24 protein-coding genes and 1 riboswitch are annotated in these 23,707 nt (G+C 71.7%); of the genes, 15 read left to right on the plus strand and 9 right to left on the minus strand.

Features of this window, described 5'->3' with window-relative positions:
• Positions 1–28 precede the first annotated feature (28 nt).
• A riboswitch (TPP riboswitch) is annotated at positions 29–130 on the plus strand.
• The 4 genes from thiM to DFO65_RS00430 all read left to right on the plus strand — a co-directional run bounded on the left by thiM (position 118) and on the right by DFO65_RS00430 (position 3,487).
• Positions 118–1,011 carry a hydroxyethylthiazole kinase gene (thiM, locus tag DFO65_RS00415; RefSeq protein WP_113902447.1) on the plus strand — a complete coding sequence of 298 codons (894 nt, stop codon included), beginning with the start codon at positions 118–120 and terminating at the stop codon, positions 1,009–1,011. It overlaps the preceding riboswitch by 13 nt.
• Entirely contained in the window at positions 1,008–1,805 is a 798-nt protein-coding gene (gene thiE, locus DFO65_RS00420) for a thiamine phosphate synthase (protein ID WP_113902448.1), read from the plus strand. Before thiM ends, thiE begins: the two co-directional genes overlap by 4 nt.
• The gene (thiD, locus tag DFO65_RS00425; RefSeq protein WP_113902449.1) at positions 1,802–2,665 is read left to right on the plus strand and encodes a bifunctional hydroxymethylpyrimidine kinase/phosphomethylpyrimidine kinase; all 864 of its coding nucleotides are present in this window, start codon (positions 1,802–1,804) and stop codon (positions 2,663–2,665) included. Before thiE ends, thiD begins: the two co-directional genes overlap by 4 nt.
• Positions 2,666–2,749: 84 nt before the next feature.
• Complete coding sequence (locus DFO65_RS00430; RefSeq protein WP_113902450.1) at positions 2,750–3,487, plus strand: TenA family protein; 738 nt, start codon at positions 2,750–2,752, stop codon at positions 3,485–3,487.
• Positions 3,488–3,567: 80 nt separating this feature from the next.
• Here DFO65_RS00430 and DFO65_RS00435 read toward each other — a convergent pair whose 3' ends face one another.
• From DFO65_RS00435 to nadA, 7 genes are all read right to left on the minus strand, one after another.
• A complete protein-coding gene (locus DFO65_RS00435; RefSeq protein WP_181778558.1) occupies positions 3,568–4,098 on the minus strand; it encodes a DUF1648 domain-containing protein in 531 nt (176 codons plus the stop codon).
• A gap of 159 nt (positions 4,099–4,257) precedes the next feature.
• On the minus strand, positions 4,258–4,473 hold the full coding sequence (locus DFO65_RS00440; RefSeq protein ID WP_113902452.1) for a hypothetical protein: 216 nt from the start codon (positions 4,471–4,473) through the stop codon (positions 4,258–4,260).
• Between the two features lie 120 nt (positions 4,474–4,593).
• Positions 4,594–5,661, minus strand: a complete 1,068-nt coding sequence (locus DFO65_RS00445; RefSeq protein WP_113902453.1) for a universal stress protein — start codon at positions 5,659–5,661, stop codon at positions 4,594–4,596.
• Between the two features lie 145 nt (positions 5,662–5,806).
• On the minus strand, positions 5,807–7,021 hold the full coding sequence (locus DFO65_RS00450; RefSeq protein ID WP_113902454.1) for a cysteine desulfurase family protein: 1,215 nt from the start codon (positions 7,019–7,021) through the stop codon (positions 5,807–5,809).
• Position 7,022: 1 nt separating this feature from the next.
• Entirely contained in the window at positions 7,023–7,895 is an 873-nt protein-coding gene (gene nadC, locus DFO65_RS00455) for a carboxylating nicotinate-nucleotide diphosphorylase (RefSeq protein WP_113902455.1), read from the minus strand.
• Complete coding sequence (locus DFO65_RS00460; RefSeq protein WP_113902456.1) at positions 7,889–9,541, minus strand: L-aspartate oxidase; 1,653 nt, start codon at positions 9,539–9,541, stop codon at positions 7,889–7,891. The genes nadC and DFO65_RS00460 overlap by 7 nt, the downstream gene beginning before the upstream one ends.
• Positions 9,542–9,547: 6 nt before the next feature.
• Complete coding sequence (gene nadA, locus DFO65_RS00465; protein ID WP_113902457.1) at positions 9,548–10,831, minus strand: quinolinate synthase NadA; 1,284 nt, start codon at positions 10,829–10,831, stop codon at positions 9,548–9,550.
• 242 nt (positions 10,832–11,073) lie between these two features.
• On the opposite strand from nadA, the gene panB reads away from it, so the two are divergent.
• Positions 11,074–11,943, plus strand: a complete 870-nt coding sequence (gene panB / locus DFO65_RS00470; RefSeq protein ID WP_113902458.1) for a 3-methyl-2-oxobutanoate hydroxymethyltransferase — start codon at positions 11,074–11,076, stop codon at positions 11,941–11,943.
• Entirely contained in the window at positions 11,943–12,827 is an 885-nt protein-coding gene (panC, locus tag DFO65_RS00475; RefSeq protein ID WP_113902459.1) for a pantoate--beta-alanine ligase, read from the plus strand. The genes panB and panC overlap by 1 nt, the downstream gene beginning before the upstream one ends.
• A 19-nt stretch (positions 12,828–12,846) precedes the next feature.
• Here the strand turns inward: panC and DFO65_RS00480 are convergent, their stop codons facing one another.
• Positions 12,847–13,587: a LysE family translocator gene (locus DFO65_RS00480; RefSeq protein WP_113902460.1), complete on the minus strand. Its 741-nt coding sequence runs from the start codon at positions 13,585–13,587 to the stop codon at positions 12,847–12,849.
• Between the two features lie 134 nt (positions 13,588–13,721).
• On the opposite strand from DFO65_RS00480, the gene DFO65_RS00485 reads away from it, so the two are divergent.
• From DFO65_RS00485 to DFO65_RS00520, 8 genes are all read left to right on the plus strand, one after another.
• The gene (locus tag DFO65_RS00485; protein WP_113902461.1) at positions 13,722–14,624 is read left to right on the plus strand and encodes a LysR family transcriptional regulator; all 903 of its coding nucleotides are present in this window, start codon (positions 13,722–13,724) and stop codon (positions 14,622–14,624) included.
• Between the two features lie 82 nt (positions 14,625–14,706).
• Positions 14,707–15,840: a GuaB3 family IMP dehydrogenase-related protein gene (locus DFO65_RS00490; RefSeq protein WP_113902462.1), complete on the plus strand. Its 1,134-nt coding sequence runs from the start codon at positions 14,707–14,709 to the stop codon at positions 15,838–15,840.
• 10 nt (positions 15,841–15,850) lie between these two features.
• On the plus strand, positions 15,851–16,807 hold the full coding sequence (locus DFO65_RS00495; protein ID WP_245940400.1) for an SURF1 family protein: 957 nt from the start codon (positions 15,851–15,853) through the stop codon (positions 16,805–16,807).
• 2 nt (positions 16,808–16,809) lie between these two features.
• Positions 16,810–17,250, plus strand: a complete 441-nt coding sequence (locus DFO65_RS00500) for a DUF3817 domain-containing protein (protein WP_113902464.1) — start codon at positions 16,810–16,812, stop codon at positions 17,248–17,250.
• A 63-nt stretch (positions 17,251–17,313) separates the two neighbouring features.
• Positions 17,314–18,894 (plus strand): glutamine-hydrolyzing GMP synthase, encoded by a 1,581-nt coding sequence (guaA, locus tag DFO65_RS00505; RefSeq protein ID WP_113902465.1) that lies wholly within the window; start codon positions 17,314–17,316, stop codon positions 18,892–18,894.
• A 98-nt stretch (positions 18,895–18,992) separates the two neighbouring features.
• Positions 18,993–19,715: a biotin transporter BioY gene (locus tag DFO65_RS00510; protein WP_113902466.1), complete on the plus strand. Its 723-nt coding sequence runs from the start codon at positions 18,993–18,995 to the stop codon at positions 19,713–19,715.
• A gap of 62 nt (positions 19,716–19,777) precedes the next feature.
• A complete protein-coding gene (locus tag DFO65_RS00515; RefSeq protein ID WP_113902467.1) occupies positions 19,778–20,566 on the plus strand; it encodes an energy-coupling factor ABC transporter ATP-binding protein in 789 nt (262 codons plus the stop codon).
• Positions 20,563–21,189 (plus strand): CbiQ family ECF transporter T component, encoded by a 627-nt coding sequence (locus DFO65_RS00520; protein WP_245940401.1) that lies wholly within the window; start codon positions 20,563–20,565, stop codon positions 21,187–21,189. Before DFO65_RS00515 ends, DFO65_RS00520 begins: the two co-directional genes overlap by 4 nt.
• 537 nt (positions 21,190–21,726) lie before the next feature.
• Here DFO65_RS00520 and DFO65_RS00525 read toward each other — a convergent pair.
• A complete protein-coding gene (locus tag DFO65_RS00525; RefSeq protein ID WP_220151219.1) occupies positions 21,727–22,887 on the minus strand; it encodes a glycosyltransferase family 4 protein in 1,161 nt (386 codons plus the stop codon).
• Between the two features lie 229 nt (positions 22,888–23,116).
• Here DFO65_RS00525 and DFO65_RS00530 point away from each other — a divergent pair, with 229 nt between their 5' ends.
• On the plus strand, positions 23,117–23,707 hold the full coding sequence (locus DFO65_RS00530; protein WP_113902469.1) for a LemA family protein: 591 nt from the start codon (positions 23,117–23,119) through the stop codon (positions 23,705–23,707).

The raw sequence follows: 23,707 nt of genomic DNA on the forward strand, positions 1-23,707 counted from the left end.
CGGCCGCGGCGATCCTGATACAGTCGTGACCTATGACATGGGGTGCCATGAACACACGTGCAGGCTGAGAAGACACCCATCGAACCTGATCTGGGCAACACTAGCGAAGGGATCGTCATGGTCGACATCGACCTGAACTCTGCGCACCGACAGCTGGGTGCGACCAATCCGCTCATCCAATGCATCACGAACACCGTGGTGCAGCAGTTCAGCGCCAACGTGCTCCTCGCCGTCGGCGCCTCCCCGGCGATGCTCGACCACGAGGCCGACGCCGCGCAGTTCACGCAGATCGCGTCCGGGCTGCTCGTCAACTTCGGCACCGCCACGAGCCATCAGTTCCTCGCCGCGGACTCCGCCATCGACGCCGCGACGACGCACGAGAAGCCGTGGGTCCTCGACCCCGTGAGCATCGGCGCCGCCGACTACCGGACGACGAGGATCCGGCGCGCCGCGGCCGCCGGCCCGACCGCGATCCGCGGCAACGCCTCGGAGATCGCAGCGCTCGCCGGATTCGGGCTCGGCGGTCGCGGAGTCGACTCGACCGACGACGTCGACGCGGTCCTCCCCGCCGCCGCTGAGCTGGCGCGGGAGACCGGAGCCGTCGTCGCGGTCTCGGGACCGGTCGATGCGATCGTCGCCCACATCGACGGCGTCGACCACGTCGCGCATGTCCACGGCGGCCATGCCCTCATGCCACTCGTCATCGGCACCGGCTGCTCCCTCGGCGCGGTGACGGCCGCGTACCTCGCCGCCGCGACCGACACGACCGTGGCCGAGGCCGCGACCTCCTCCGACGCCCGCGCGGCCGAGGGGACGAGCACCTCGGCGACACTGACCGCGGTCATCGCCGCCCACGCCCACTTCGCCGCCGCCGGAGCCTCGGCCGGCGAGCACGCCACGGGACCGGGCAGCTACGCGGTCGCGTTCCTCGACGCCCTGCACGCGCTGAGCGCCGAGGAGCTCGCCCGGGTCCGCGTCGAGGTCGACGCGCTCGAGAGCGTCGCGTCATGACGGTGGCCGACGAGAGACCGGCGAACCGGATCCCGGCTCCCGGTGCGCGCTTCGCGGGGATCGACACCCGCCTCTACCTCGTCACCGACTCCGGCCAGTGCCGCGACGCCGGCCGCACCGTCGCCGCCACGGTCGAGGCCGCGGTGGCCGGGGGAGTCGGCATCGTCCAGGTGCGCGACAAGGACATCGACGACTCGGACTTCCTCGCCCTGACCCGGGAGGTCGTCACCGCGGTCGATCGTGCGGTGGCCGGCACCGGCCGACAGGTCCCCGTCGTCCTCAACGATCGCGTGGCCGTCGCCCGGACGCTGCTCGGCGAGGGCATCCCCGTCCACATCCACGTCGGCCAGTCCGACACCCCCGTCGAGGAGGTCCGGTCCCTCGTCGGTCCGGAACCGCTCCTCGGCCTCTCGGCCGCGACCGCCGCGGAGTTCGCCGCCGCCCGGACCGCGGGCGTCGTCGACCTCGTCGGCATCGGTCCCGTCTACGACACGACGACGAAGGCCGACGCCCCCGGCGGGATCGGGCCCGAGCGCCTCGGCGAACTCACCGCGGAGGCGGGTCTGCCCGCCGTCGCGATCGGCGGGATCACCGCCGCCAACGCCGCCTCGCTGCGGGATCGGGGGCTGATCGGGATCTGCGTCGTCTCCGCGATCTGCCGCGCCGCGGATCCCGCGGCGGCCGCGGCCGCCCTGCTCGACGCCTTCGACGGTCCGGTCGCACCCGACGGCAGGGTCGCACCCGACGGCAGGGTCGCACCCGGCGGTCCGGTCGCCCCGGCGGGTGAGCAGTGAGCACCCGGCCGCCGATCGCGCTGTCCATCGCCGGCACCGACCCCAGTGGGGGAGCCGGGATCCATGCGGACCTCAAGACCTTCACCGCCCGCGGAGTGCTCGGGACGACCGCCATCACCGCGCTCGTCGCCCAGAACACCCACGGGGTCTCCCGCGTCCACCCGATCGACGTCGACTTCGTGTCCGACCAGCTCGACAGCGTGCTCGGTGACATGCCCGTCGACGCGACGAAGTCGGGGATGCTCGGCACGCGCGCGCTCGTCGACCTCGTCGTCGCCCGGGCCGCCGAGTCCGACCTCGGCTTCTACACCGTCGACCCGGTGATGGTCGCGACCTCGGGGCACCGTCTGCTCGAGGTCGATGCCGTCGACGCCGTGCGGACCCGGCTGCTGCCGGTCGCCGACCTCATCACCCCCAACCTCCCCGAGGCCGCGCTTCTCCTCGGCGACGACATGCCCGAGGCCCGGACCCGGGACGAGATGCTCGACCAGGCGCGGCGGCTGCTCGACCGTGGGACGGGAGCCGTTCTGCTCAAGGGCGGCCACGGCTCCGACGACGAGGTGACCGACATCCTCGTCACCGCGGACGCCGTCACCGAGTTCGTCCACCCGCGGATCGCGACCCCCAACACCCACGGGACCGGGTGCACCCTGTCCGCCGCGATCACCGCCGAGGTGGCTCACCGGAAGCACATGGGCGGACTCGCCGAGGTGGACGGGGAGGTCCTCGCCGCCGCCGTGGACGCCGCCCTCGGCTACCTCGGCAGGGCGCTGCGGTCCGCGGCCGAGTGGCAGGTCAGCCTCGACCCCGCCGGCGCCCACGGCCCGGTCGACCATCAGGTCGACATCGTCCGTCACTGACCGCTCCAGTTCCTCACCGTTTCGCCCTGCGCGTCGATGCGTCTCCCGGCGCATCGGCCGACAACCCCCAAGGAGGGAATCCCCATGACCACGAATTTCGCCGCAGGACCTGCCACCGCCGATCTGTGGGACGAGGTCCGTCCGATCATCGACCGCATCGAGGCCCTGCCGTTCCTCGGCCAGCTGGCCGACGGCAGCCTCGACCCCGTCGCCTTCACGAACTACATCACCCAGGACAGCATCTACCTCACCGGATACGCCAAGGCGATGTCGTTCCTCGCCGCCCGCGCCGACGATCGCAGCCAGTCCCGGTTCTGGGCGAGCTCGGCGGCGGAGGCGATCACCGTCGAAGAGGTCATGCATGAGGAGCTGCTCGCCGACTCCCGACTGGCCACGGCGCGTCAGACCCTCCTCGGCGACGCGGTCGAGGCCGTGCCCTCACCGACGACCCTGGGCTACGTCTCGTTCCTCGTCGCCACCGCCGCCGCCCGGTCGTACGGGGAAGGGGTGGCCGGAGTGCTGCCCTGCTTCTGGGTGTACGCCCACATGGGCAAGGTGCTCATCGAGCGGGCCGGACACATGAGTGAGGACCATCCCTACCGGGCATGGGTGCAGACCTACGATTCCCCGGAGTTCGACGAATCGACCCGGCAGGCCGTGCGGGTCCTCGAACAGGAGCTCCAGAGCGCGCCCGCCGAACAGGCGGCGGCGATGCGCGCGGCCTTCGAACAGGCGTGCGTCTACGAGCTGCACTTCTGGGCCTCGGCCCATGCCCTGCAGGACTGGGACCACGCGGTCTTCGCCCCCGCGGTCACGGCCTGACGGACGGCCCGGTCACGGCCCGACGGACGGCCCGGTCACGGCCTGACGGACGGCCCGGGTCGGGGTGGGGCTGCGGCGCCTCATGTCCGGCGGCGCGGATCGAGACTGCGGAAGAGCACCCAGATCGCCGCGACGGTGATGGCGAGGAACCCGAGGGTCGGCAGCAGCACCAGGGCGTCGGAACCCGTTCGGGCGACATCCAGCGAGATGAGGAGGATCGTCGTGAAGAGCAGGGCCATGGCCCCGCCCGTGGTCCGGAGGAAGACCATGACTCGATCGATGAGGTAGTCACGCTCGCCGTGCTCGACCCAGTACTCCTTGTTCGGGACGTTGAGCAGGGTGAGAGGGATCCGGGCCCAGATCGCGCGGATCGACAGCACGATCGGAAGACCGACGCCGAGGGGGACGAGCCAGGCGAGAGTCTCCGCCTTCGATGACCACTCGTCTGCCCGGCCCGCTCCGTCGAAGTGGCTGGGCACCTCGTCGGGGGCGACGGCGGCGAACCAGAGCGCGGTGCCGATGAAGACGACGGTGGCCACGCCGACGAAGAGCCGGGCGAGGAGGTCGCCTCGAGAGAAGGGTCCGGTGGGCCGGCTGCGGCGGGGAGACACGCCCACACCCTAGCGACGACACCGGTTCACGGCAACTGTCGTCGTCCTCGGGCCGGCTCGGGCCGGTCCTGGACCTCCGCGGGCGCAGGGCACGACCGGGTCGGGAGCACAGGAGGCACGGGATCGGGCTGGGAGCACAGGGGCGCGCTCCCACGCTCCTCAGGCGGGGTTCCGGTCCGGGGGCTCATCGATGACGTTCGTCAGTGGGCCGATCGCTCCCAGCGCGTGCCAGCCTCGGCGCAGCGTCGTCCACGCGATGACGTGGTCGACCTCCATGAGCGGGACGCGGTCGTAGCGGGGACAGGCGAAGCGGCCGATGACGAACACGATCGACGTGAAGAACCCGCAGATGATGAGAAGTACGAGCAGATCCATGACATCCCCCTCACACCCGACCGAATGTGTGCATCCATCATCTCTCCGAAACGCGGAGAAAGATAGACACCTCCGTCCTGAGGATCACCTGAGAGGACGCCCGTCCCACCCGGCCCCGGGTCACACCGCGGAGGGCTGATCCTCCAGCCGTTCGTCGGCGAGCGGCGGCACCACCATCACCGGGCCCTCGGCATGGTGGAGCAGGTCTCTCGACGTCGACCCGAGCAGGACGCTCTTGATCGCACCACGGCCCCGCGACCCGACCACCGTGAGCTGAGCGGTGCGCGTGGCCTCCCGCAGGATCGCCACCGGATCGCCGACCTTGACCGAGCCGTCCACGTTCAGCGTGCGGAAGTGCCCCTCGATCCACGCGATCTCAGCGCCCAGGGATCTCTCGAGCTCGCCTCGGCGCCGGTCGGTGAGGTCCTTGTAGTCGACGACGAGCTCGGGGTACCACACGAGCGGATCGTCGAGCGGCGGCAGCGCCATGAGGAGGTGGAGCGAGGTCTCGGCCTCGACCGCGGCGAGCGCCGCCTGGAGGACCGCGGTCCGCGCCTGCGGCGATCCGTCGATGCCGGCGACGACGGGAGCCTGCGAGTGCGGCAGGGCGAAGGACTTCCCCGCGACGCCCGCGGAGCCGGCCTGCGCGTCCGCGGATTCCGCCTGGGCGTCGCTGCGATTCGCCGCCTGCTCGTCGGTGCCGTCGGGTGAGGCGTCGAGGACGATCGTCGGGCACTTGGCATGCGCCGGCAACGCCGAGGCGACGGATCCGAGGACGCGACCGAGGAACCCGCCACGACCGCGTGCGCCGACCACGGCCAGCTGCGCGTGCTCGCTGAGGCCGACGAGGGCACCGACCGAATCGCCTTCGGCGAGGCGGTAGTCGACCTCGCCGGGATAGCCCTCGAGGAGCCGGCGCGCATGGTCGAGGACGATCACGGCCTCCTTCCGGCGCGCCTCGTCCTCGGGTTCGTGGGGCAGGGCGGCCAGGGTCGTGTAGATCATCACCGGCACCTTGTAGGCGGTGGCGACGGTCAGCCGGATGCCGCGGCGCAGCGCGAGGCCCGCCGCGTACTCGAGCGCGCGTCCGGCGTTGTCCGAGCCGTCGTAGCCGACGAGCACTCCGGCCTCGCGGCGATTGGCGTGGAAGGGAACGGTCTCGATCGTGGACGGGGATTCGTGGCTCATGACTGCCCTCTTCCAGGGGGCTGAGATGACATCCGACGAGGGTGGAGCCCCCTGCGGAGAATGCCATCCTCGTCACTGTCGATTCTAGGCGACACAGCGGCATCCGCGGCAGGGGCGAGTGTGAGCATTCCCTGGCCGGCCGGGTTCACGCGTAGGCGAGGGCGAGGCGCTTCGCGGCCTCGCTGACGGCGGCCGCGGCCGCGCGTCCCATCTCGGTCGTCATGGTCGCGGGAAAGGTGAAGCGCACACTCGTCCTCGCCGTCTCGGCGTCGATCCCGAGGGCGGTGAGCACATGCGAGGGCTCGTCGGCACCCGCCGCGCAGGCCGATCCGCTCGAGGCGGTGACGCCCAGCCGTTCGAGCTCGAGGAGCATCGCCTCCCCGCTGGTGCGGCGGAAGCAGAACGAGGCATGGTTCGGTGTGCGCGAGACCGCGCTGCCGGTGAGGACGGCGCCGTCGACCTCGGCGAGGACCTCGGCGATGAAGCGATCCCGAATGAGCGCTACCCGGGCGGCGGCCTCCTCCCGCTGCGCCTCGGCGAGGTCGAGCGCGGTCGCGAACGCCACGGCCAGAGCCACGTTCTCCGTGCCCGAGCGGCGTCCTCCTTCCTGACCGCCGCCGTGGATGAGGGGTTCGAGCGGGATCCGGGCGCGGATCGCCGCCACCCCGATTCCCTTCGGCGCGCCCACCTTGTGCCCGGCGAGGCTGAGCGCATCGGCTCCGAGGCCCGACAGCGGCAGCCAGCCGGCGGCCTGCACGGCATCGGTGTGGAACAGGGCGCCGGCCCCGTGCGCGACCTCGGCGAGGGCGGCGACGTCGGTGACCGTCCCGATCTCGTTGTTCGCATACCCCAGGCTGACGACGGCGGTGTCGTCGCGCAGGGCCCGGTCCAGGGCCGCCGGCGTCACGGTGCCATCGGCTCCGACGGCGACCTCGGTGACGTCGAAACCGTGCCGGCGCCGCAGGAAGTCCGCCGAGGCGAGCACCGCCTCATGGTCGAGGGGCGAGGTGACGAGGTGCCGCCGTGCCCGGCCCCTGCCGGCTCTCGGGTCCTCATCCCCGGCACCTAGTGCCATGCCGATGAGTCCGAGGTTGTTCGCCTCGGTGCCGCCGCTGGTGAAGACGATGTCGGTGCTGCGCATGCCGAGCACCCGGGCGACTCGCCGCCGCGCCTCGAGCAGCGCCTCCGCCGACGCCCTGCCCATCTCGTGATGGCTCGAAGGGTTGCCGAAGCTGCCGGTGAGGTACGGCCAGGCGGCTTCGAGGGCTTCGCGCCTGACGGGCGCTGCCGCGGCGGTGTCGAGGTAGAGAGGGGTGAGCGATGGGGTGACGCCGCTGTGGGCGGGGGAGTCGGGCGCCACGTCAGTTCGCCTCCAGGTCGAGGTCGAGCCCGAGGTCGATGGCCCGGACGCTGTGGGTCAGCGCGCCCGAGGAGATGACGTCGACTCCGGTGGCGGCGATCTCGCCCACCGTCTCGAGGGTGACGTTGCCGCTGGCCTCGACGACGGCGCGGCCGGCGATGAGCTCGACCCCGGCACGGAGGTCGTCGAGGCTGAAGTTGTCGAGCATGATGATGTCGGGCCCGCCGTCGAGCACCGCCGCGATCTGCGCGAGGCGGTCGACCTCGACCTCGATCATCGTCGTGTGGCCGACGACCGCCCTGGCCTCGCGGAGGGCGGCGGAGACGTCGGCGCGGCTTCCGGCCAGGACGGCGAGGTGATTGTCCTTGACCATGATCGCGTCGGAGAGGCCGAACCGGTGGTTGTGCCCGCCGCCGCAGCGCACGGCGTGCTTCTCGAAGGCGCGCAGGCCGGGGGTGGTCTTGCGGGTGTCGGCGATGCGGACCGGATCCTCTGCCGGGCGGGAGGCGTTGGCCGCGGAGACGAAGGCGCGGGTGAGCGTGGCGATCCCGCTCATCCGCTGGCAGAAGTTGAGGGCGATCCGCTCGGCCCGGAGCACCGCCCGCGCCGGGCCCGTCACGACGGCGAGCCGGTCGCCGGAGGCGAAGGAGTCGGCGTCGGCGGCGAGGACCTCGACGTCGATGGCGGGGTCGGTGAGGGTGAAGGCGCGCGCGAAGACCTCGATCCCGGCGAGCACTCCCTCCTCGCGGGCGCCGAGCACCGCCCGAGCGCTCGCCTCGGCGGGGATGACGGTTTCGCCCGTGAGGTCGCCCCATGGTGCGTCCTCGTCGAGGGCGAGGCGCAGGGTCCTCTCGATCACAGCGGGCGTCAGCATGGGAGGACCTCCGGAAGAGCGGGAGCGGGCAGGGGACGGTCGACGCGGACATGCGCTCCGCGGCTCTCCTCCCGGGCCAGGGCATGGGCGGCGACCGTGCGGGCGAGGAGCGCGAGATTCGCCGTCTCGATCGCCGAGGCGAGGTCGGTGGGGTCCTCGGGAGCCGGAACCGCGGCCGCCGCGGAGGCGGCAGGGTTCGCGGCGGGGCTCGTCGGAACCGCGCCCGCGCCGAGGCGGTCGAGCACCGTGCGCAGCCCGTGCTCATCGCGTTCGACACCGAGGTGGGCCCACGCGAGGGCTTGGATCTGCTCGCGGGACCAGGTGCCGGGCCGCCCGGTGGAAGGGACCGGCAGCACCGAGGTGGGCGCCGGGCCGCCGGAGGGACCGACAGCACAAGGTCCGTCCGTCGAGACCGCGGTCGCGTCGGGACCGGGCCATGCGTGGTCTCCGGCGAGGTCGGCGCGGATCGCGGCGGCCGTCCGGACACCGAACACGGCGCCCTCGACCAGCGAGTTCGACGCGAGCCGGTTCGCGCCGTGCACCCTCGTGCACGCGACCTCACCGACGGCATAGAGGCTCTCGATGCTGGTCCGTCCCTCGAGATCGGTCGCGACCCCGCCCATGAGGTAGTGCGCGGCCGGAGTGACCGGGACGAGGTCCCGGGCGGGATCGAGGCCGTGCTCGGCGAGACCGGCGGCGATGGTCGGGAAGCGCGCGGTCACCTCGGGCACCGCGCGGGCGTCGAGGAAGCAGGGGGCACCTCCCTGTCGGGCCATGGCGCGGTGGATCGCGAGCGCCACGACGTCCCGGGGAGCGAGCTCTCCGCGGGGGTCGAGGCGCGGCATGAACCGGGTGCCCCGGGCATCGCGGAGGACGGCCCCGGCCCCGCGCACCGCCTCCGAGACGAGGAATCCGGTGCCCGCGAGCGCGGTGGGATGGAACTGGCAGAACTCGAGGTCGCGCACCGCGGCACCGGCGCGGATCGCCGCGGCGAGGCCGTCGCCCGTGGCCCCGGGCGGATTCGTCGTGTGGGCATAGAGGCGCCCCGCCCCGCCGGTGGCGAGGACGACGGCGTCGGCGCTCAGGGTCTCGACCGCCCCGGCGCCGAGCAGGGTGACCCCGCGTCCGGGGAGCACGTCGACGAGCATCGAGTGCTCGCGCAGGACCACGGTGCCCGCGACCGCCTCGGCGCGCAGGGCCAGGGTCAGTGCGTCGATGATCGCCCGCCCCGTCGCATCGCCCCCGGAGTGGTAGATGCGCGGCACCGAGTGCGCGCCCTCGAGGCCGCGCGCCCAGTCGCGCCAGACCTCGCCGGGGCGGACGCCTCCCGCACCCGGTCGCGCGGGTGCCCGGTCGAAGCGGACGCCGGCGGCGGCGAGGTCGAGGATCCGCGGGGGACCCTCGGAGCACAGGGCGCGCACCGCGGCCTCGTCGCAGAGCCCGGAACCGGCGGCCAGCGTGTCGGCGACGTGCGAGTCGACGCTGTCGTCGGGGAAGAGGGCTCCGGCGATCCCGCCCTGGGCCAGGGCAGTGGTCGATGCGCCGAGGCGGCCCTTCGTCACCAGCGTGACGTCGTGGTGGCCGACGAGGCGCAGGGCGGTCGTGAGTCCGGCGATCCCGGAGCCGAGGATGACGACGTGTGCCATGCCGGCTCAGACCCGCGGCTTCGCGGCGAGCATCCGCTCGAGGGAGAGACGGGCCGGCTCGGCCACCTCGGCGTCGACCGCGATCCGGTTGACCACGGTGCCCTCGAGCAGGGATTCGAGGACCCAGGCGAGGTAGCCGGGATGGATCAGGTACATCGTCGAGCACGGGCACACGACGGGGTCGAGGCAGAAGACCGTGTGCCGCGGGTGCTCGGCGGCGAGTCGCTGGACGAGGTTGATCTCGGTGCCGATCGCGAAGACGGTCGGCTCGGCCGCCTCGGCGATGGCCTTCGTGATGTACGCCGTCGATCCGGACTCGTCGGCGGCGGCCACGGTCTCCTGCGGGCATTCGGGGTGGACGATGACGCGCACACCCGGGTGTGCGCTGCGGGCCTTCTCGATCTGGGCGGGGGTGAAGCGCTTGTGGACCGAGCAGAAGCCCTGCCACAGGATGACCTTGGAGTCGCGCAGCGTCTGCTCGTCGTTGTTGCCCAGGGGCCTGGCGGGATTCCACAGCGGCATCGCGTCGAGCCCGATGCCCATGCGCAGGGCGGTGTTGCGTCCGAGGTGCTGGTCGGGGAAGAACAGCACCCGCTGACCCCGTTCGAACGCCCATTCGAGGACCACCTCGGCGTTCGAGGAGGTGCACACGATGCCCCCGTTGCGCCCGCAGAAGCCCTTGATCGCCGCCGAGGAGTTCATGTAGGTGACCGGGACGACGGGCACCCTGCCCGCGGCGTCGGGCTCGGTGCCGAGGATCTCGGTCAGCTGCTCCCAGCAGTCCTCGACCTGGTCGATGTCGGCCATGTCGGCCATCGAGCAGCCGGCGGCGAGGTTGGGCAGGATGACGGCCTGGTCGGGTGACGAGAGGAGGTCGGCGGTCTCGGCCATGAAGTGGACGCCGCAGAAGACGATCGCCTCGGCCTCCGGATGGTTCTGCGCGGCCCGGGCGAGCATGAACGAGTCGCCGATGTAGTCGGCGTGCTCGACGACCTCGACGCGCTGGTAGTGGTGGCCGAGGACGACGACCCGCTCGCCGAGCTCGGCCTTGGCGCGGACGATCCGCTCGCGCAGCTCCGCCGCCGAGGCGTCCCGGTACTCACGGGGGATCTCGCCCTGGCGCGGGGCCGACAGCGGGATCGGATCGGCGGTCGAGGCTCCGGGGCCGTACCCTGGAGTCGTGTCGATGACCCACGGTTCCTCGGTGAGGTCGGCGGAGCACATCGACCCCGACGCCCGACCGGTGGAGATGTCCTTGAGGGTGAGCTCGAGCGAAGCGGCGGGGGTCATCATCGTCCTCGGGGTCGGGGGTGGGAGTCTCGGCGACTATTAACGCAGATCTGAGCTTAATCGGGTGATGGCGAGGAGCGCAAACGCGGTCTCGCGAGATCGAGGTCATTCCGGTCGGCGGAATCGCCGTCACGACGGACCGGAATAACCTCGATCGGCGGGGGTGAGGGGCTTGTGGGGTCATGTCTTAGGGTGGTGTCGGCGGGGCGAGAGACGCCGACGCCGGAGACGAGGACACCCCCATGACTGCAGTTGATTCCCACGGAGCCGAGGAGCCGGCACCCTACGGCCGGCCGACCGAGACGGCGCCCCCGCCTCGGCGCCGGATCCGCACCCGCGACCTCATCCGGGCCAAGGCCGAGGGCAGGCGGTGGGCGATGCTCACGAGCTACGACCAGTGCACCGCCGCGATCTTCGAGGACTCCGGGGTCGAGGCGCTGCTCGTCGGGGACTCGGCGGCGAACAACGTCTACGGCCATGAGACGACGCTGCCGGTCACGGTCGACGAGCTCATCCCGCTCGCCCGGGCCGTCTCCCGCGCGACGCAGCGGGCGCTCGTCGTCGCCGACCTGCCCTTCGGCAGCTATGAGATCTCCGATGAGCAGGCGGTCGCGACCGCGGTGCGGTTCATGAAGGAGGCGGAGGTCCACGCGATCAAGCTCGAGGGCGGGCAGCGGGCCGCCTCCCGGATCGCCGCGATCACCGCCGCCGGGATCCCGGTCATGGCGCACATCGGCTTCACCCCGCAGGCCGAGCACAGCCTCGGCGGCTACCGCGTGCAGGGGCGCGGGGACGCGGCCGAGGCGCTGCTCGCCGACGCCCGGGCCGTCGCCGAGGCGGGGGCGTTCTCCGTGGTCATGGAGATGGTGCCCGCCGACCTCGCGGCGCAGGTGACCGCCGAGCTCGCGATCCCGACGGTCGGCATCGGCGCGGGCGTCGGATGCGATGCCCAGGTGCTCGTGTGGCAGGACATGGCGGGGCTGCGCCCGGGGACGGCGCCGCGCTTCGTCAAGCGCTACGCCGATCTCCACTCGGTGCTCACCGCAGCCGTGAGCGAATACGTCGCCGAGGTGCGGAGCGGAGCCTTCCCCGAGCCCGAGCGGAGCTTCTGATGGAGGTCGGAGGCATCGAGGCGCTGCGGGCGTGGCGGGCGGCGCAGACGGGAACGGTCGCCCTCGTGCCGACGATGGGCGCTCTCCACTCCGGACACCAGGCGCTCATGGCCCGGGCCCGCGAGTCCGCGGACGCGGTCGTGACGAGCATCTTCGTCAACCCCCTGCAGTTCGGCGCGGACGAGGACTTCGTCCGCTACCCCCGCCCCTTCGACGCCGACCTCGCCACGTGCGATCAGGCCGGCGTCGATTTCGTCTTCGCCCCGGCGCTGGGCGAGATGTACCCCTCGGCCCCGGAGGTGCGGGTCTCGGCCGGGCGGATGGGCGAGGTCTTCGAAGGAGCCTCGCGGCCCGGCCACTTCGACGGAGTGCTCACGGTCGTCGCCAAGCTGTTCGCCCTCACCGCACCGCACCGCGCCGTCTTCGGGCTCAAGGACATCCAGCAGTTCTTCCTCGTCAAGAGGATGATCGCCGACCTCAACCTCGCCGTCGAGCTCATCGGCCTGCCCGTCGTCCGGGATGCCGACGGCCTGGCGATGTCGAGCCGCAACGAGTACCTCGACGCCGCGGACCGGCGGGTGGCCCTCGCGATTCCCCGGGCCCTGCGGGCCGCGGCCGACGCCGCTGGGGAGGGCCGTCGGCCCGAGGCGATCGAGGCCGGGACCGCTGCTCCCCGGGCCGTCGAGGCGGCCGCCCGCGCGGTGCTCGAGGAGGCGGAGTCGGCCGGCGGCCTCGAGCTCGACTACCTCGCCCTCGTCGTCGCCGAGACCTTCCGCCCCTGCCCGCCGGACTTCAGTGGTTCGGCGCTGCTGCTCGTCTCCGCGACCGTCTCAGGGACACGGCTCATCGACAACTGCGCCCTCGAGCTGGGCCTCAGGGGGTGAGCCGTCAGGAGCCGAGCAGTCAGAGGGGCAGCGCGGCGACGGCGATGCCCATGCCGATGAGGACCACCGCGGAGACGGCCTCGATGACGAAGTCCGTGCTGCGCCGCTGCAGGGCCGCCGCCGCGTAACCGGCGACCAGGGCGAGGACCAGCTGATAGGCGAGCAGCAGGCCGACGACGACGGCGATGAGCACGGCGTAGTCGGGGCCGGTCGGGGAGGCGGGGACGAGGGTCGGCATGACGGCGAGGAAGAACAGGCCCGCCTTGGGGTTGCTCAGGGAGGAAATGAGGCCGCGCCGATACGAGATGAGCGACCGCAGGTGACCCCACGACGATCCCGACTGTCCCGTGTCCGGGCCAGACGCGCCGCCTGCGCCCGCGGCGGATTCCGCGGCGGTCGCGATGAGGTCGTCGCTCGCCTCGGCGATCGCGCTCACGGGTCCCAGCGGCGGGCGCGACCGCAGCTCGGCGCGGATGCGCAGGGCCTGCCGGGCGGCGAGGAACCCGAGGAGGCACAGATAGAGTCCGCCGACGAGCTTGAGGACGAGCAGGGCGGAGGGGTAGGCCCTGAGCAGGGCGGAGACGCCGGTGAGGGCGGCGATCATCCAGACGGTCATCCCCGTGGCCGAACCGAGCGAGTAGATGAGGCCGGCCTTGCGGCGCAGGGCGGAGAGCCGGACCGTGAGGATCGTCTCGGGGCCGGGGGTCACGGCCAGGACGGTCGCGGCACCGGCGATCGCGGCGAGTTCGGGTCCGGTCATGCTGCTCCTTCGGGTGGTCTGCGCGGGCGAGTGCTTCGATTCTCCGCCATCGCGGGCGCGGACGATGCATCGGGAATATCAATCATTTCCCAACGATCATCAGGCCACGCCTGATGATCGGCTAGGCTGGCCGCATGTGGGACCTCAATCGACTGCGCATCTGGCGGGCCGTCGTCGCCACCGGCTCGGTCGCGGCCGCGGCGAGGAGCCTCAACTACACCTCCGCGACCGTCAGTCAGCACATCACCACGCTGCAGCGGTCCGTCGGCGCCCCGCTCTACCGCAGGTCGGGACGCGGGATCGAGATCACCGACCTCGGCAGGCGCCTCGCCGAGGAGTCCGCCGACGTCTTCACCGGGCTCGCCCGCCTCGACTCCCTCGTCGAGAGCCACCGCTGGGTGAATCGGCCGCGCATGCGAATCGCCGCCTTCACCTCATTCAACGCCCGACTGCTGCCCGACATCATCGAACCCGTGGTCGGGGCCCATCCCGATCTGCGCTTCGACATCCAGCTCAACGAGCCCGCGAAGGTCCGCCGCAGCCACTGCACGATCGAGATCCGCAACGAGGTCCCGCAGCAGGGGGAGACCCGACTGCCGGGAATGACGCGCACCGTGCTCTTCGATGACGACTACCGGGTCGTCGTCGCCGACACCCATGAGTTCGCCGGCCTCGGCTCGGTCCCGTTCAAGGACCTCGCCGACGAGCGCTGGGTCGACTACGACCTGTGGGCGGGGCCGACGAGCACGGTCGTCGACCTCGCCTGCGCCGCCGCCGGATTCCAGCCCCGGACCTTCGCCGCCTCGGAGGACGAGTTCGCGGCCCTCGCGCTCGTCGCCTCGGACCTCGCGATCACCGTGCTGCCCCGCCTGTCCACGGTCCGGCTGCCGCACGGCCTCGTCGCCGTCGACCTCGTCGACCCGGTGCCCCTGCGTCGGGTCGTCATGCACGTGCGCGACCGGGAGGCCCACCTGCCGCACGTGCGTGCCTTCGTCACCGCCGCCGAGGCGGTCGTCGCCGAGTACCTCGCCCGCTGACCGCCGCGGGCGCGGGGGAGACGGGATGTTCCTCATAGTGGGCTGGGATTCCTGTGTCGGCGCCGTGGGATAGCCTGTACGGGTGAGTTCTGAAATCGAAATCGGCAAAGGCAAGCGCGGGCGCCGGGGGTACTCCCTCGACGACATCGCCATCATCCCCGCCCGGCGCACGAGGGACCCCGAGGACGTGTCCCTGAGCTGGCAGATCGACGCCTATCACTTCGACCTTCCGTTCATCGGCGCCCCCATGGACTCGGCGATGTCGCCTGAGACCGTCATCGCCCTCGGTCGCCACGGCGGGCTCGGGGTGCTCGACCTCGAAGGACTCTGGACCCGCTACGAGGACCCCACCCCGCTGCTCGCCGAGATCGCCCAGCTCCCCGCCGAGATGACGACGGCCAGGATGCAGGAGCTCTACTCCGCCCCGATCCGCGCCGAGCTCATCACCGCCCGACTCGCCCAGATCCGTGAGGCCGGAGTCACCGTCGCCGGTGCCCTGACCCCGCAGCGGACCCAGCAGTTCTCCAAGACGGTGATCGACGCGGGAGTCGACATCTTCGTCATCCGCGGCACCACCGTCTCGGCCGAGCACGTGTCCTCCCAGGCCGAGCCGCTCAACCTCAAGCAGTTCATCTACGAGCTCGACGTCCCCGTCATCGTCGGCGGCGCCGCGACGTACACCGCCGCCCTGCACCTCATGCGCACCGGCGCCGCGGGCGTCCTCGTCGGCTTCGGCGGGGGAGCGGCCGCGACCACGCGCCGGACCCTGGGCATCCACGCGCCGATGGCCACCGCCATCGCCGACGTCCACGCCGCCCGCCGCGACTACATGGACGAATCCGGCGGCCGCTACGTCCACGTCATCGCCGACGGCGGTCTCGGCAAGAGCGGCGACATCGTCAAGGCCTTCGGCGTCGGCGCCGACGCCGTCATGCTGGGCACCGCGCTCGCCCGGGCGACCGAGGCCCCGGGCCGGGGGATGCACTGGGGCGCCGAGGCGCACCACCCGGAGCTGCCGCGCGGGCACCGCGTGGAGCTCGGGACCGTCGGCAGCCTCGAGCAGGTCCTGTTCGGGCCCGGCCGCACCGCGATCGGCGAGCTCAACCTCGCCGGAGCCCTGCGCCGGGCGCTGGCGACCACCGGCTACCTCGACCTCAAGGAGTTCCAGCGCGTCGACATCACGGTCTCGCCCTACCAGCCGGGGTCGGGGGTCTAGTCTGTTCCGCTTGGCGCTGACCCCCAGATGGCTGGGGTCCCTGCTGCTCGTGCTCGTGCTCGTCACGTGCTTCGTCGGGCTGTCGGCCTGGCAGGTCGACCGAGCCCAGCACAAGAACGACGTCACCGACGCCCAGAACGTCGAGGAGCTCAAGCCCTTCAACGACGTCATGGCCGCCCAGGTGCCGATGCCCGGCATCCTCGCCGACCAGCGGGTGTCCCTGACCGGGCACTGGCTGCCCGACGCCCAGGTCGTCGTCCCGGGCCGGGTCCTCGACGGGGCGGACGGATACTGGGTCGTGACGATGTTCGCCCCCGACGGCGCCCGCCTCGGCGAGGAGGCGACCCTCGATCCCGAGGGGAAGACGATCGCGATCCCGGTGCTGCGCGGCTTCACCACCGACGAGGCCACGGCCAGTCGGTCCCGGGCCGAGTCCGGACCGGTGGAGATGATCGCCCGCATCGGACCGGTCGAGGGCCCGATGCCCACGGCCGACCTGCCCGACGGTCAGGTCCACACCGTGTCGACCTCGCAGCTGATCAACCTGTTCCCGGACGTGCTCACCTACTCCGGCTTCCTCATCCCCGAATCGGCGACCGGGCCGGCGGCGTCCGTGGGCACCGGCGGACTCACCGCCGTGCCTCCGACGACCACCCGTGACGAGGGCGGATTCGACCTGCAGTCGGCCGTCTACGCGGCCGAGTGGCTGATCTTCGCCGGGATGGCCCTGTACATGTGGTGGCAGCTGCTGCGCGACGACTTCCTGCGCCGCCGCCTCGAGGGCACGGACGGTGGTTCCCAGCATTCTGGGAACCAGGCCGAGTACGTTGTCGTCAAGGCCGCAGGCGAGTCCGCGATCGACCCCGAGGTGATGGCTGGACTGACCGGACTGCCCGCCCACCGGCACGGCGCCAAGCGCCGACGCGCAGCCGGACCCACCGACGACAGACCGACCGAAGGAAACTGAGCGTGAGCCACGAACCCGAGTCCTTGGATTCCCGCCCCGAGTTCGACGAGGACGCCGTGTGGAGCGTCAAGCGCTTCACCTCGGCGCGCAATGCCGAGAAGTTCTACCGGGTGATGGCCATCATCACCGGTGTGATGCTTCTCATCCTCACCGTCGAGATGATCTACAAGTACCTCATCGCCGCCGACCCTTCCACCGCTCTCATGTTCGGGGAGTTCAACCTGGCCGCCGCGATCGCGATCTGCCACGGCTGGTGCTACGTCGTCTACCTCATCGGCTGCTTCTGGCTCAATCAGCAGATGCGCTGGTCACTGGGCCGCTACATCGTGCTGGCGCTGGCCGGCGTGGTCCCGGTGATGTCCTTCATCCTCGAACGGCGGATCACCCGGCAGGTCGAGGCCGAGCTCGAAGCCGCCGTCGTCGTCGCCCCGAAGACGAACTGAGGGCCCCGGCGGGCGTCGTGCCCGGTGACGGGAGCGCGCCGCGACGGTGATTAGAATTGGGGCATGACGCAAACCCAGAGCACACAGGTCCCTCCTGTCCTCGTGGTCGATTTCGGTGCGCAGTACGCACAGCTCATCGCCAGGCGGATCCGCGAGGCCGGACTGTATTCCGAGATCATCGCCCATGACGCCCCGGCGTCCGAGTTCGCCGCCAGGAAGCCGGTCGCGATCGTGCTCTCCGGCGGGCCCTCGAGCGTCAACGACGAAGGCGCCCCGAGCTTCGACGAGAAGGTCTTCGACCTCGGCGTCCCGACGATGGGCATCTGCTACGGGTTCCAGCTCATGGCGACCAGCCTCGGCGGCCGCGTCGCCCGCACCGACAAGCGCGAGTACGGATCGACCCAGGTCGCGGTGAGCAGCGCCGGCTCCCTGCTCGACGGCACCCCCGACGGCTACAAGGTGTGGATGTCCCATGGGGACTCCGTCACCGAGGCGCCGGCCGACTTCGAGGTCCTCGCCTCGACCCCTGACACCCCGGTCGCCGCCTTCGAGTGCCCCGCCCGCGGACTCGCCGGCGTCCAGTGGCACCCCGAGGTCCTCCACTCGGAGAACGGGCAGAGGATCCTCGAGAACTTCCTCTACAAGGTCGCCGGCCTCGAGGCCGACTGGACCAACGAATCCGTCATCGACGAGCAGGTCGAGCTCATCCGCTCGCGCGTCGGCGACAAGAAGGTCATCTGCGCCCTGTCGGGCGGAGTCGACTCCTCGGTCGCCGCAGCCCTCGTCCACAAGGCGATCGGCGACCAGCTCACCTGCGTGTTCGTCGACCACGGTCTCCTGCGTCAGGGAGAGCGCGAACAGGTCGAGAACGACTACGTCGACTCCATCGGCGTGCGTCTGGTGACGATCGACGCCCGCGAGCGCTTCCTGTCCGAGCTCGCCGGGGTCACCGACCCCGAGACCAAGCGCAAGATCATCGGCCGCGAGTTCATCCGCACCTTCGAGACCGCTGCGGCCGATCTCGTGCTCGAGGCCAAGGACGAGGGCGAGGAGATCGGCTTCCTCGTCCAGGGCACCCTCTACCCCGACGTCGTCGAATCCGGCGGGGGCTCGGGGACCGCGAACATCAAGAGCCACCACAACGTCGGCGGACTGCCCGACGATCTCACGTTCGAGCTCATCGAACCGCTGCGCGCCCTGTTCAAGGACGAGGTCCGGGCCATCGGCCGGGAGCTCGGAGTCCCCGAGGCCATCGTCTCCCGGCAGCCGTTCCCCGGGCCGGGACTGGGCATCCGCATCATCGGCGAGGTCACCGAGGAGCGACTCGACGTCCTCCGCCGTGCCGACGCCATCGCCCGCGAGGAGCTGACGAGGGCGGGCCTCGACGGAGAGATCTGGCAGTGCCCGGTCGTCCTCCTGGCCGACGTCCGCTCCGTGGGCGTCCAGGGAGACGGCCGCACCTACGGTCACCCCGTCGTGCTCCGTCCCGTCTCCAGCGAGGACGCGATGACGGCCGACTGGACCCGGGTCCCGTACGACACGCTCGCCGTGATCTCCAATCGGATCACGAACGAGGTCGACGAGATCAACCGCGTGGTCCTCGACGTCACCTCGAAGCCGCCGGGCACCATCGAATGGGAGTGAGCCGAACCGGGTTCCCGGGACCCGGTTCACGCTCCTGAACACTGTTCAGTTATGGTGGGTGGTGCCCGTCAAGGGCACCGCCGACCATTGGAGAACCCATGACCCCCTTGCAACCTGACACCGCCGCCCCGGTTCCCCCTGCCGCGCCCGGGGGACGCCTCCGCACCGGCAGGACGAGCCGGGCCGGGGACATCTCGCTCATCGCCGTCTTCGCCGCCCTGCTCGCGGCCCTGGCGATCATGCCGCCGATCCCGATCGGGCCCGCAGGTGTGCCGATCACCCTGCAGACCTTCGCGGTCGCTCTCTGCGGCCTCGTCCTCGGACCCTGGCGCGGAGCCGCGGCCGTGCTGCTCTACGTCGTGCTCGGCCTCCTCGGCCTGCCGATCCTCACCGGTCTCACCGGCGGGATCGGGGTGCTCGCCGGGCCGAGCGCCGGCTACCTCCTCTCGTTCACCCTCTACGCGCTGGCGGCAGGGTTCGTCGCCCGCTGGGCCCTGCGCCGACTGCGCGGCGCCCGCCTGGCCGTCGCGCTGTTCGTCGGAGCGCTCGGCTCGAGCCTCCTCATCAACCACCCCCTGGGGATCCTCGGCATGTCGATCAACGCCGACCTGCCCCTGGGCGTCGCCGCCCTCGCCGACCTCGCTTACTGGCCCGGGGACATCATCAAGACCGTCCTCGCCGTGTCCGTCGCCCTGATCATCCACCGCGCCTTCCCCGAGATCCTCCGCCGCCGCGGAGCCCAGGCGCCGGGAGCCTCCGCGCCGGGTGCCCCCACGTCCGGCGCGGCGACCGCCTCCGGGACCGGCGGCACCCGCCGGTGAGACGGTTCGGCCGCCGGCGCGCACGGGCCCGGACGACGGCGTCGCCCGCCTCCGACGCTGTCATGCCGTCAGCCTCGGCGGGGCCCTCCTCGCAGACCGCCTCGGCGGGAACGGACACCTCCGGTGCGCGTGAGATCCGGTTCTCGGGCGTTGGGGTCGGCGTGCTCGACGACACCCCCGCAGGCGACGTGTGGAGGGACATCCTCAGTGACGTCGATGTCACGCTGCGGGAGGAGAGGGTCGCGTTCATCGGCGCCAACGGCTCGGGGAAGTCGACGCTCCTCCAGCTCCTCAACGGGCTCGTCACCGCGACCACGGGGCGTGTCCTCGTCGACGGCATCGACCCGGTGACCTCGCCCGCCGCGGTGCGCTCCCGAGTGGGATTCGTGTTCACCGACCCCGCCGCCCAGCTCGTCATGCCGACGCCGCTCGAGGACATCGAACTGTCCCTGCGCAAGCGCGTGCCCAAGCCCGAGCGGCGGGAGGCGGCGCTGGCGGTGCTCGACGAGTTCGGGATCGCCGACCTCGCCGAGCGCAGCGTCTACGAGCTCTCGGGCGGGCAGCGGCAGCTCGTGGCCCTGGCCGCGGTGCTCGCGGTCGATCCGCAGATCCTCGTGCTCGATGAGCCGACGACCCTCCTCGACCTGCGCAACCGCGAGAGGCTGCGCACCCTCCTCGGTGAGATCGTCGCCCGTCGCGGCGTGCGCGTGATCCTCTCCACCCACGACCTCGAGTTCGCCGAACTGGCCGAGCGGGTCCTCGTCGTCGACGACGGACGGATCGTCCACGACTCGGCACCGGCAGAGGCCGTCGCGGCCTACCGGGCGCTCATCATGAGCGGGTCCCCGTGAGCGCAGGCATCCGGCCCAGGCTCCAGCTGTTCGGGAGGGTCGCCCGGGAATCCGGGTGGCTGCACCGCGTCCCGGCGGGGTGGAAGCTCGCGGTCATCGCGCTCATCGGGATCGTCGCCCTCGTCCTCCGCGACGCCGCGATCAACTGGACGCTGGCCGGAGTGCTCGTGGCCATCGGGCTGACCGCCCGACTGCGCCTGCGTCACTTCGTCCTCACCTGGGCCTATGCGGGTGTCCTCGTCGCCGTCCTCATGGTCGTGCAGCTGCTCATCGGCACCCCGGCGGCCGGGATGAGGATCGCCGGCACGGTCTTCGCGTGCGTCCAGGCCGCCCTGCTGCTCACCCTGACGACGACGGTCGCCCAGCTGCTCGACGCCTTCAGAGTGATCGTCTCGCCGCTGCGCTTCCTCGGGGCGAACCCGGAGACGATCGCCCTGACGGCAAGCCTCATGGTCCGCGCGATCTCCCACCTGTCCGGCCTGCTGGGCGAGGGTGATCGCGCCGCCCGGGCCCGGGGACTGGAGACGAGCATCAGGGCCCGGGTCGTCCCGGCGATCCTCCGCTCGGTCAAGTACGCGCAGGACACGGGGCGGGCGCTCGACGCCCGAGGCATCGTCGACTGACATCGCGTCGACTCATGGGAGCGTCGACTGACATCGCGTGGACACATGGGAGCATCGACGACCTGCGGTCCCACCCCACGTCGAGGGCCCCTCGTCATGCGGCCCTGTTGCATCTCGCACGCCCCGATTCGTCGCGCGGCTACATTGCGGTGAGCCCGTCATTGCCCCCCCACTTCGTCACGATTGACCCTCTGCGGTGAACCCCGCCGTTGCCCCACTTCGCGGGTGGAGGGCCCGCCGTTGCCCCACTTCGTCCCGCCAGCCCCACTTCGTCGCGAACGCCCCACTGCGGTGTGCCCGCCGCTGCCCCACTTCGCCACGCAAGCCCCCACTTCACGGGTGGAGGATCCGCCGTTGCCCCACTTCGTCGCGTTTGCCCCACTCCTGACCGGCGCATCCGTGACGAACTGGGGCAGTGGCGGGCCGGCCCCCGGCGGGGGAGTGGCGGGCCGGCACGCTGCCGGCTCCCGGCCGGCACGTTGCACGGCCTCCGGCACCCGGCCGGCACGTTGCACGGCCTCCGGCGTCCGCGTCGCCTCAGTGCGGGGCGAGACGGCGGGCGATGCCGCGGCCGAGGACCTGCGGCGCGGGATTCTCGATCGCCCGCGCGTAGTGTCCGACGAGCTGGGAGCACACGCTCTTCCAGCTCCGGCCCAGCACCTGCTCCCGCCCCGCCCGACCGAACGCGCGCCGCTTCGCCTCGTCGCCGAGGAGGTCGACGACGTGCCGGCGCATCGCCGGCAGGTCCTTCGGGGCGTAGAGCCACCCGGTGCGGGAGGAGTCGACGAGGTCGAGGGGGCCGCCCCGGGCCGGAGCGATGACCGGGACCTCGGAGGCCATCGCCTCCTGGATGGTCTGGCAGAAGGTCTCGAGCTCGCCGGGGGCGACCATGACGTCGAAGCTCGCCACCGCCTGGGCCAGCGCGTCACCGCCGAGGAACCCGGTGAACCGCGCTGTCGGCAGAGCCCGTTCGAGCCGCGAGCGCCACGGCCCGTCCCCGACGATGACGAGGCGGGCATCGGGGATGTCGGCGAGGACGGCGAGGTCCTCGACCTGCTTCTCCGCTGCCAGGCGTCCGACGAAGCCGATGATCCTCTCGGCACCCTGGACCGCGGACGCCCGCCAGGTCTCCGAGCGGTGCTCGGGGCCGAAGCGGGTGGAGTCGACTCCGCGCGCCCACAGGTCCACCTCGGCGATGCCGAGATCCCGCAGCTGACGCACGGTGTACGTCGACGGCGCCAGTGTCAGGGACGCGTGCTGGTGGATGTTGCGCACATGCGTCCACAGCATCGCCTCGATCCCGTGCATCCCGTAGCGGGAGGCGTAGGCGGGGACCTCGGTCTGGTAGATCGCGACACTGGGCAGTCCGAGGCTCTGCGCCGCGAGGACCCCTCGCCAGCCGAGCACGAACGGACTCGCCAGGTGGACGACGTCGGGGGAGAAGGCCTCGAGGAGCCGCCGCACCCGGCTGACTCCGCCCGGAGCGACGCGGATGCGCCGGTATTTCGGCAGCGCGATCGACGGGACCCGGACGATGCGGGCGCCGGCGACCTCCTTCGGACCGTCACGGCGGGTGCCGGGAGCGATGACGAGGACCTCGTCGCCCCGATCGCGCAGGTGGTCGAGGACTCGCAGCAGTGAGTGGGTGACCCCGTTCATGTTGGGGAGGAATGACTCGGCAATGATCGCGACTCTCACCCTCCCAGTGGACGATGACCGGGTGAAGAGCGGGCAACGCCGAGGCGACGCCTCCTCGACGGTCGGCCGAAATCCGCGGTCGGACCGTCCGGAGGGTGACCGAGGCATGACGCTCCGGTAACCTTTTCCCGGGCCGGATGAACTCTGAGTAGACTTGAGGGTCGGGACCGGCCCGAGTCGGACGGTGGGGATCGACCCGACCACGGCGGCCCGGAGAGGATGAGAGCGGATGATCTGGATCATCACTGCCTGCGCGCTGGGCCTCCTCATCGTCGTCGCCCTCGTGATGACGATCGTGCGATTCAACCAGCTGTCGATGGCCCGGTCACTGTGCGACGAGGCCAAGCGCCAGCTCGTCGTCGAGCTGCGGGCCCGCCACGCGCTCGTGCCGGCGTTCATCGGCACCCTCCAGCAGATCACCGCTGCCGACCTCAGCCAGGTCGAACTCGCGCTCGCCTCGGCCGAACGCGCTCCGTTCGGAACCCGGGGTGCCGCGGCCGAGGCCGCCCTGACCAGGGCGATCGACGAGGCGGCCCTGGCTCCCGGAGCGCACGGGTCCCGCGACTCCTCGTCCGGATCCACCGCGAGGGCCGCGGAGGAGTCGGTGACCGTGCGCGACGGCATGCGCGAGGAGCTCGAGGTCACCGTGCAGCTGCTCCACGGCCAGCTCGAGGTCCTCGCCGAGCGCATCGCCGCCGGCGCCCGGTTCTACACCACGAACGTCGACCGCTACCACCGGCAGCGCTCGCGGTTCCTCTCGCGGATCTTCCACTCGACGTTCCGGCCGCGCGAGACCTTCGTCGTCAACGGGAGGGGCTGA

This window comes from Brevibacterium sanguinis (assembly GCF_003315415.1).
In the GTDB taxonomy this organism is placed as follows: domain Bacteria; phylum Actinomycetota; class Actinomycetes; order Actinomycetales; family Brevibacteriaceae; genus Brevibacterium; species Brevibacterium celere_A.